This is a genomic window from Agrobacterium tumefaciens (genome assembly GCF_009649785.1).
GTDB lineage: Bacteria > Pseudomonadota > Alphaproteobacteria > Rhizobiales > Rhizobiaceae > Agrobacterium > Agrobacterium tumefaciens.
Genome location: NZ_WJOK01000058.1, coordinates 1 through 1,341 on the forward strand (window position 1 = coordinate 1; position 1,341 = coordinate 1,341).

Annotated in this window: 2 protein-coding genes; both read right to left on the reverse strand. The window is 48.1% G+C overall.

Features of this window, described 5'->3' with window-relative positions; all coding sequences use genetic code 11:
* Positions 1-160: 160 nt before the first annotated feature.
* Entirely contained in the window at positions 161-754 is a 594-nt protein-coding gene (locus GH784_RS27015; RefSeq protein WP_065702693.1) for a calcium-binding protein, read from the reverse strand.
* Positions 700-1,188: a hypothetical protein gene (locus tag GH784_RS27020; protein ID WP_065702695.1), complete on the reverse strand. Its 489-nt coding sequence runs from the start codon at positions 1,186-1,188 to the stop codon at positions 700-702. Before GH784_RS27020 ends, GH784_RS27015 begins: the two co-directional genes overlap by 55 nt.
* Positions 1,189-1,341 lie beyond the last annotated feature (153 nt).

Genomic DNA, 1,341 nt, shown 5'->3' on the forward strand with positions numbered 1-1,341 from the left:
TACTATGATAATGGACGGAAAATGATTGAATACAACGAAAACGGTGAGTTGGAAATATTTGATTCAAATGGAAATGTCACAAAGAAATATAAAAAGTCAGAGCTTCAATCCTAATAAATTTAATAAGGCTCCGCCGCTTGTCCCGGCGGAGCCGTTCGCATCATGCATACACGCCAAACTCAAACATAGAACTATTTAAAGAGGCTGATGACACCCCGTTCAAAATAACTTCAACATCGCCCACAGTTATACTTGCGTACCCGGTTGAATTATCGATGATCGTTAAATCGCTGAATTCATCGGCAATGGCGTTATGAAAACGTAGCTTATCAACGCCGATTTGAAAGTCTTCAACCAAACTCGAAGCGCCAATTGTTACGAACTGGAAAGTATCCGCGCCCGCGTCACCCCAGAGAATGTCCCTACCGGAACCGCCATCAAGCAGATCATCGTTATCTCCACCATGTAGCTCATCATTTCCCGCACCGCCGCGCAACTGGTCATTTCCGGTTCCGCCAAAAAGCTTATCGGCGCCGTCTCCACCGCTAAGCTGGTCGCTTCCGGGTCCGCCGTAAAGAGTGTCATCGCCAGCGTCGCCGGACAGATTGTCGTTACCACCCTGACCATCAAGATAGTCATTTCCGGCGCCACCGAACAACCAGTCATTGCCAGCGGCATTCAATTGCGCCGGCCAGGGATTTACCGCGGTCGTATCACCGTACAACGTGTCGTCTCCGGCGTTGCCAAAGAGCAGATCGTCACCGCCGTCGCCTTCGACCCTTCCCCAAGCTGACTACCGACGAATATATTGCTGTTCTCGCGGCCATAGATCGTCACGCCGGGCGACATGTATGTGACGCTCGAAAAATCTGCCATTCCAGCGAAATAGACTGGTTTTACCGGCCAGGAGGTGGCGCTGTTAAACTCGATACGTTCCACGCTGTCCAAGCCATTGTGGTCGATCATCACGGCAGTCCAGGAGTAATAATACTTGGGAGCGACGTAAATCGTGTCTACACCCGCGCCGCCATAAAATTTTTCCCATCCGTTTCGAACACCACCCAGAGTGCCGGTCTCGCTGCCGCCCAGCTGAAATACGTCGTTTCTCGCCACACCATAGCGATCACCGTAAAAGATTTCGTAGGGGCTAGTACCGACCTGCCAAATATTTGAGAGATAAAGAGTCATGCCATTCACTCCTCGATTAACGACAGAGATATTAGAATGATTGCAATGCAGGAAATTCATTTCGAAAATACTTATGAATACCCAAACCCATTATAGTATAAAATCAACAAAAGTCACGGAATTTCTAAATATACTACAGAATTGATTATTAAC